The sequence below is a fragment of the Amycolatopsis sp. SID8362 genome (assembly GCF_010550475.1).
GTDB lineage: Bacteria > Actinomycetota > Actinomycetes > Mycobacteriales > Pseudonocardiaceae > Amycolatopsis > Amycolatopsis eburnea.
In genome coordinates this window covers 1-6,979 of the sequence record NZ_JAAGNB010000497.1, presented here as the reverse complement: position 1 = coordinate 6,979, position 6,979 = coordinate 1, and the positions used below count along the sequence as shown (strand labels likewise).

The following is a 6,979-nucleotide window of genomic DNA, read 5'->3' as shown; positions in this document are numbered from 1 at the left end:
CACTTCGCCGACGGGGAGGCGTTCGGCCGCTTCCTTGAGCGCCCGCAGCGTTTCCTCGACCACGAACGGGATCCCGGCGGTGCACTCGTGCAGCTTCGCCGCGAACTCGTCGGTGACCCGGGGCAGTTCGAGGATTTCGACCGCGAGCGCGCGCACGGCGGCGACGTCGAGCGCGCCCAGCGCCACGCGCGCGGAGTGGACGGCCGGGTCGGTCCGGAACGGCGCGCCGAGCGGTCCGGGCCGGACGTCGGTCGCGGACCGGTAGGTGGCGACCACGGCCAGGTTCGACGGCATCGCGCCGGCGAGGAACCGCATGAGGTCGCGGGTGTCCTCGTCGGCCCACTGGAGGTCGTCGACCAGCACGAGCACCGGCCCGCAGGCAGCCAGGAGCTCCCGCACCGCGCGGAACACGCGGTGGCGCTCGGCGATCGGGTCGTCCAGTGGCTCGGGGCGCGGAGGAAGCGCTTCCGCGAGCTCCGGCAGCAACGGCCGCAGCACGCCGGCGACCGGGCTGAGCGGGCCCAGCGGCGCGTCGCCGCACGCGCGAAGCGCTTCCAGGACGGGCCCGTAGGGAAACGGTTCCCGCAGCGGCTGGCACGCGCCGGTGAGCACGCGCCAGCCCTCGAACTCCTTGCGCCGCGCGATCTCCGCGAGCAGCCGGGTCCGGCCCATGCCGGGTTCACCCTCGATCAGCACCGCCGCGGGCCGGTGCCGGAGCACGCCGACGATGGCGTCGAGCTCGGCGTCGCGGCCGGTCAGGCGCGCTGGTCCGGACCGGATCGAGACGGAGGTGGGGCGGGGAGCGGTCAGCCACATATGACCTCCTCGGCGCTCCGGCACTGTGCGCGGGAGCCTAAGCAGCGCTGATCCGCTCGTAAACCATTAACCGAATAGGTGGTCGGTACGACCGTCACACGTCCGCCTACCCGCTGTCACCGGTTTGCCGCGGGATCGGGGGCTGCCGGTGCACAGTGCGAGGGAAACCTCGGCCATTCCCGCGTTCCGGGGGCGCTTAGCTTGATCAGGTAGGTAGTCCCGCTACCGAAAGTAGTTCACGGAAACCCTACTTAAGGACCTGTCCGACCGGGTGACGCGCCGGGGTCCGGACCGCTTGGAGCAGGGGATTCGCCCGGGGTGAATGCGTATACCCATTCGCCGGGCGCCCGGATTGCACCGTAACGCCCACTGCGGGGACGCTCAGCCGGGTGAGTACCACTGCGTGGCCGGTGCGGAGCCGCGCGTAACCAACTAGGGAGAAGCATGAAGATCGCGAGACTTCTCGGTGCCGCTGCCACCGCGGTGATGGCGACGGGCGCGCTGGCCGCGACCGCCGTCCCCGCGTCGGGCCAGGACCTGCTGAACCCGGACATCGTGCCCGCGATGCAGCGCGACCTCGGCCTGACCCACGACCAGGTGCTGACGCGGCTGAAGAACGAGGACGTCGCGACCAAGGTCACCGAGGCCGTCAGCGCGGCGCTCGGCGACGCGTTCGGTGGCGCGACCTACAACGCGGCCACCGGCAAGGCGCACATCCAGACGACGAACGCCGCGTCGGTCGCCAAGATCCGCGAAGCCGGCGCCGAAGCGGAGGTCGTGAAGTTCAGCGCCCGCCAGCTCGACTCCACAGTGGACACCCTGAACGCGCGGGACGCCTCGGCGCCGTACGCGATCACCGGCTGGGGCGTCGACGCCACCACGAACCGTGTGACGCTGTCGGTCCTGGAGGGCCAGCGCGCCGCGGCCGAGACCTTCCTGGCGCAGTCCGGTGTGGACAAGTCGTCGGTGACGATCCTCGACGCGGCCGCGAAACCGACGCTGCACGCCAACATCCGCGGCGGTGACGCCTACTACATCGGCGGCTCGTCGCGCTGCTCGGTCGGCTTCGCGACCACGACCGGCTTCGTCACCGCCGGCCACTGCGGCGCGCTCACCGGCGGCGGCTCGCTGACCGGGTCGAACGGCGCCTCGCTCGGCAGCTGGATCACCTACCGCTTCCCGGGTGTCGACTACGCGGCGGTGCGCACCAACAGCAGCTGGACCCCGGTCGCGCAGATGAACAACGGGACCGCGGTGCGCGGGTCGTCGAACGCGGCGACCGGCTCGTCGGTCTGCAAGGCCGGCTCGACGACCGGCTGGACCTGCGGCACCATCGGCGCCAAGAACCAGAGCGTCCGCTACGCCGAGGGCACGGTCAACGGCATGACCGCGACCAACGTCCGCTCGGCCGCGGGTGACTCGGGCGGCGGCTTCATCGCCGGCAACTACGCGCAGGGCGTCCTGTCCGGCGGCAACACGTCCGTGACGTACTTCTACCCGATCGCCGGCGCGCTGTCCGGCACCGGCACCACCCTCAAGACCAGCTGATCCCTTCCGAAAACGGCGAAAGGGCGGGGTTTCGAGTGCCTCCAGCGCACTCGAAACCCCGCCCTTCGTTCCTCGCCGCGGGATTGGGAGGTTCAGGGGTCAGACGTTGCTGATCTCCTCGATCAGCCCGTCGACGTCGAAGTGCGCGCTCTCTTCGCCGAGCGGCACCAGCTCGTAGGACGCCTCGAGGAACGTCCGGATGTCTTCGCGCTCCAGCTCGAACGACGCATAGCCGTCCGGTGACTCGATTTCCAGGGTGAGGAAGTCTTCGTCCTCCGACAGGTCCGGGCGGATCCGGACGTCGCCGAGACCGGTGGGCTCGTCGAGCCCGGACACGAGGAGGTCACGCGCGAAGGTCCACTCGATCCACCGGCCGCGCTCGGTCCGGAAGGCCACGGTCACCGCGAACGGCTCGTGCACGTGGTAGGACAGGCGCGACAGGACGGGCGTGGTGCTTTCGTTCAGCAGCACGAACTGGCTCTGGTGTACGGCGTCGGTGTGCACGGCCCCTCCTGGAGTCTCGCGGTCGGTTCGCGCGGCGCGAACTGTTCGGCAAGGAGATGACCAGGGCCTGCGGTCATGACGGAGAAAGCTTCACGTTCACTTGATCGGTTGCATCCGTCCATTGTGGTGTAACGCCGGGCACATACCCCTTGCGTTCAGGCGGGCACGGGTGGTGACGGCTCGCGCAGTGCGGCGGGCAGCCGTTTCCGCAGCGCGAGCAGCGCTGGGACGGCGGCCGCGCAGGTCAGCGCCAGCACCGACCAGGTCAGCGCGTTGCCCGCGGTGAGCAGCAGCGCCAGCAGGCCGGGCGCGAGCGCCACCGGCAGTCCCCAGGAGAGCTGGAAGATCGAGCTGGCCCGCCCTTCGGCCCCGGGCGGCGCGGCTTCGGCGGCCGCCGCGGTGGCGGTCGGGCCGAACATCGCCTCCGCGACCGAGAACCCGGCGCTGGCGACGAGGATCAACCCGGTGGCGACGCCCAGTGGTACGGCTTCCAGCGGGATCAACAGCGCGAAGCAGGCGGCGAACAGCACCGCGGCCCCGATGAGCCCCGCTGTCCGGCTGCGGCGGGCCAGCACCGCGACGACCGGCCGCTGGGTCGTGACGACGACCACGGTCCCGAGCGTGATCGCGGTCCCGGCGATCCACTGTGGACCGTGCAGCAGATCCCGCACGACGATCGGCAGCACGGCGAACTTGCTCGCACTGGCGAACGTAAAAGCCAAGTGGGTGATGCAGAAACCCGTGAACGGCCGATCTCCGAGCACGGCCCGCCAGCTCCCGGCCGGCGCGTCCGCGCGCGCTTCGGCGCGGGGGAGCAGCCGGATCAGCACCGCCGCCACGGCGAAGCTCGCCGCGTTGACGTACGCGAGCAAGTGGAAGGCCCACGGACTGGTGAAGGTCGGCAGCACGGCCATCGCGGCGGCCCCGACCCCGGCCCCGGCGAACCGCCCGGCGGTCTGCGTCGCGAGCACCCGATCGGTGTCCCGCCCCCCGGCGAGCTGCGCGGCCATCGGCGCGTTGCAGGTCCAGAACAACCGGTCCCCGACCCCGGCCACGGTCGAGACGACGATCACCTGCCACCCGCTGTGCACGAAGGGGTAGGCGCAGAAGGCCCCGACCCGCACGAGGTTCCCGGCCACGAGCAGCGCCCGCGGCCCGAACCGGTCCATGGCCACCCCGGCGCCCGGCCCGGTGACGAGCGCGAGCAGCGCCCCGGTGCTCAGCGACGTCCCGGCGTCGACCAGGCCGAGCCCTTGGCCGTGCACGAGGAAGAGGAGCGCGAACGGCACCCAGAGCCCGCTGCCGAGCGCGTCGATCAGGGTGGCGGTGAGGAAGAGCCGGCGGTCCCGAACCATGCTGCGGAGTCCTTCCCCCTGGTGGACAGCGGGCCAGGATATCGGCGGAGTGGTGGCATTCCCACCGGATTTGTCCGCGTAGCACCGGGCGGACCACCGGCGGTGGTGAGGGGATGTCATGAAGATCGGGCGTTGGCTGGTCCTGCTGGCGATGTGCGCCGCCGGCTTCGCGAGGTCGACAGGCGGAACGGCCGCCCCGGCGAAGGCCCAACCGGACCTCCTCACGCTCCCGCCCGACGCGTCCACGTATCCGCCGCACCTGACCCGCAACGACGTCCTCGCGCACTGGCTGTTCACCCTCGAGGAGACCCTCGCCGGGTCGTACCGGCCCGCGGCCTGCACGGCCACCAGCAACCCGGACGCCCAGCCGTACGCCGGCACGCGGTTCGCGCTCGACGCGTACACGTTCGAAGACCAGGCCCACGTGATCAAGCCGGACCAGGCGGTCGAGGTGGGGGCGACCGTCGCGCGCGGGAGCGTCGACGTCACGGCCGTCCAGGCACAGGTCGGCCAATGCGGCCGGGTCGGCGACGGCGGCGCCCTCGACATCCGGTTCACGCTCCCGCCGAACCCGAAAGCAGACCCCGCCCAGGTGCTCGCGATCAAGATGACCACCGGCGGCGACGCGGTGAAGCTGACCTACGTCGCGCAGGTCGGCGACTACGTCGTTACAGCCTTCGCGCTCTGCACGAAGCAGCCAGTCTGCGAAGCCGCGCTCAAGCCCGTCCTCGCCGACGGCGCCGCGAAGGCCCGCGCCGCCTAGGGGCCCAGTGGCAGGTCCAGCCCCACCTTCACCCGGTCCATCGCCACGCTCGTCGTGAAGTGCCGCACGTTCGGGTTCTCGAAGAACATCCGCCGCGTGAACGCCTCGAAGCCCGCCATGTCCGGGCACGTCACGATCAGCACGAAGTCCGCGTTGCCGGTGACGTAGTAGCACTGCTGGACGCAGTCGTCGGTGAGCACCTGGCGGCGGAAGGCGTCGAGGACCGCGAGGTTCTCGCGCTCCATCTCGACCATCACCACGAACGTCATGTTCAGCCCGAGCGCCTCCGGCGAGAGGATCGCCACCTCGCGCTCGATGACGCCCGCCTCGCGCAGCCGCTTGATCCGCCGCTGGACCGCCGCGGCCGAGAGGCCGACCTTCGCGCCGATCGTCTCGGCGATGGTGCGGGCGTCCGCCTGGAGGCAGGCGAGGATGGCGGTGTCCAGCTGGTCGAGGTCGGGTGTCTGCACTCAAGCAGGCTAACCGGCACCCCCGACAATCCGCCTCGGCTTACTCCCGCGCTCACTCCTCCGTGACGTCGCTCACTACTCCGAACGAGGCGAAGATGAAACAACTTTTTGAGTGACCTGGAACACAACTCACGGGTCTACCAGGGGGTAGCGCATAGAAGTGGAAGACCAGCCGGTCGCCCGCCAACCCGCCGGCGTGGGGAGGCTTTCCCGTGCCCGCACCTGCCGCCGTGCTGACCGGCCTCGGCTCGTGGTTGCCGACGAAAGTCCTGGACAACCACGAGATCGCCGCCCGGCTCGACACCTCGGACGAGTGGATCCGGACCCGCACCGGGATCCGCGAGCGCCGCGTTTCCGGGCCCGAGGAGTCCACTGTGGACCTCGCGGTCGGGGCGGGGCGCGAAGCGCTGGGCGGCGGGAGCGCCGACATCGTCGTGCTCGCCACCTCCACGCCCGACCAGCCGTGCCCGGCCAGCGCGCCGCAGGTCGCCGCCCGGCTCGGGCTCGGCACGGCCGCCGCGTTCGACGTCAACGCCGTCTGCAGCGGGTTCGTCTACGCGCTGGCCACCGCGGCCGGGTTCATCGCGGGCGGGCTCGCCGAGCGTGTGCTCGTGATCGGCGCCGACACCTTCACCACGCTCATCGACCCGAACGACCGCACCACCGTCCCGATCTTCGGCGACGGCGCCGGCGCGGTCCTGCTCCGGGCGGGCGACGCCGACGAGCCCGGTGCGTTCGGGCCGTTCGACCTGCACAGCGAGGGCGAGCTCGCCGACCTGCTGTGGGTCGAAGCCGGCGGCGCCCGCAAGCGGCTGTCCGACACCCCGGCCGACCGGTTCCTGGCCATGCAGGGCACGGCGGTCTTCCGGCACGCCTGCGCGCGGATGGCGGAGTCCTCGCGCACCGTCCTCGAGCGCGCGGGCTGGATGGTCGGCGACGTCGACCGCTTCGTCGGGCACCAGGCGAACATCCGGATCCTCCAGGCGACGGCGAAGCAGCTGGGCATGCCGGCCGACGCCGTCGTCGCCAACATCGACCGGGTCGGCAACACCAGCGCCGCGTCCATCCCGCTCGCGCTGGCCGACGCCCGCGCCGACGGCACCCTCGCGCCCGGCCACCGCGTGCTGCTCAGCGCGTTCGGCGCGGGCCTGACCTGGGGTTCGACCGTGCTGCGCTGGCCGGATCTGGGTCAGCTGTCCTGACTCGCGGTCCACGTGGGCGTCGCTTCCTGGCGGCCGCGCAGCTCCAGCTCGCCGTGCTTCGCCCAGTGGGCCGCTTCGCTCGGTAGCGCCGCCGAGACGACGGCGTCGCTGACCAGGATCCGCGACGGCACCGCCTTGGCCAGCTCGGTGAGCCGCGCGGCCTCGTTGACCGCGTCGCCGATCACGGTGTACTCGAGGCGGCTGCTGCTGCCGAGCTGCCCGGCGAACACCGGGCCGCTCGAGACGCCGATGCCGAGGTCGAGCTCGCCGGCCTCGCGGACGGCGTCCCGGATCGCGCGGGCCGCGGCGAGCGCGGCGGTC

At 71.7% G+C, this 6,979-nt stretch carries 8 protein-coding genes; 3 read left to right on the top strand and 5 right to left on the bottom strand.

The features are described from left to right. Nucleotides 1–816, bottom strand: an 816-nt coding sequence (locus tag G3I65_RS15885; RefSeq protein ID WP_160696799.1) for an AAA family ATPase, incomplete at its 3' end; no start/stop codon positions are given. Between the two features lie 444 nt (nt 817–1,260). On the opposite strand from G3I65_RS15885, the gene G3I65_RS15880 reads away from it, so the two are divergent. Beyond that, the gene (locus G3I65_RS15880; protein WP_160696798.1) at nt 1,261–2,364 is read left to right on the top strand and encodes a S1 family peptidase; all 1,104 of its coding nucleotides are present in this window, start codon (nt 1,261–1,263) and stop codon (nt 2,362–2,364) included. A 99-nt stretch (nt 2,365–2,463) separates the two neighbouring features. Here the strand turns inward: G3I65_RS15880 and G3I65_RS15875 are convergent, their stop codons facing one another. Together G3I65_RS15875 and G3I65_RS15870 are read right to left on the bottom strand one after the other, a co-directional pair. Next, nucleotides 2,464–2,868, bottom strand: a complete 405-nt coding sequence (locus tag G3I65_RS15875; protein WP_086855729.1) for an SsgA family sporulation/cell division regulator — start codon at nt 2,866–2,868, stop codon at nt 2,464–2,466. Between the two features lie 155 nt (nt 2,869–3,023). Beyond that, nucleotides 3,024–4,223 (bottom strand): MFS transporter, encoded by a 1,200-nt coding sequence (locus G3I65_RS15870; protein WP_160696797.1) that lies wholly within the window; start codon nt 4,221–4,223, stop codon nt 3,024–3,026. Between the two features lie 118 nt (nt 4,224–4,341). Between G3I65_RS15870 and G3I65_RS15865 the strand changes: the two genes are divergently transcribed. Continuing rightward, nucleotides 4,342–4,986, top strand: a complete 645-nt coding sequence (locus G3I65_RS15865) for a hypothetical protein (RefSeq protein ID WP_160696796.1) — start codon at nt 4,342–4,344, stop codon at nt 4,984–4,986. Here the strand turns inward: G3I65_RS15865 and G3I65_RS15860 are convergent. Next, nucleotides 4,983–5,456, bottom strand: coding sequence for an Lrp/AsnC family transcriptional regulator (locus G3I65_RS15860; RefSeq protein WP_125305913.1), 474 nt, complete (start codon nt 5,454–5,456; stop codon nt 4,983–4,985). The genes G3I65_RS15865 and G3I65_RS15860 overlap by 4 nt on opposite strands. Nucleotides 5,457–5,668: 212 nt before the next feature. On the opposite strand from G3I65_RS15860, the gene G3I65_RS15855 reads away from it, so the two are divergent. After that, on the top strand, nt 5,669–6,658 hold the full coding sequence (locus G3I65_RS15855; RefSeq protein ID WP_160696795.1) for a beta-ketoacyl-ACP synthase III: 990 nt from the start codon (nt 5,669–5,671) through the stop codon (nt 6,656–6,658). Here G3I65_RS15855 and G3I65_RS15850 read toward each other — a convergent pair. Beyond that, the coding region (locus G3I65_RS15850) for an adenylate/guanylate cyclase domain-containing protein (protein ID WP_160696794.1) at nt 6,646–6,979 on the bottom strand (334 nt) is incomplete at its 5' end. The two genes, G3I65_RS15855 and G3I65_RS15850, sit on opposite strands and share 13 nt — an antisense overlap.

What these genes read in the sequence shown, in the direction of transcription:
- G3I65_RS15880 (WP_160696798.1), top strand. Translation starts at nt 1,261, where the DNA reads ATGAAGATCGCGAGACTTCTCGGTGCCGCTGCCACCGCGGTGATGGCG.
- G3I65_RS15870 (WP_160696797.1), bottom strand. Translation starts at nt 4,223, where the DNA reads ATGGTTCGGGACCGCCGGCTCTTCCTCACCGCCACCCTGATCGACGCG.
- G3I65_RS15865 (WP_160696796.1), top strand. Translation starts at nt 4,342, where the DNA reads ATGAAGATCGGGCGTTGGCTGGTCCTGCTGGCGATGTGCGCCGCCGGC.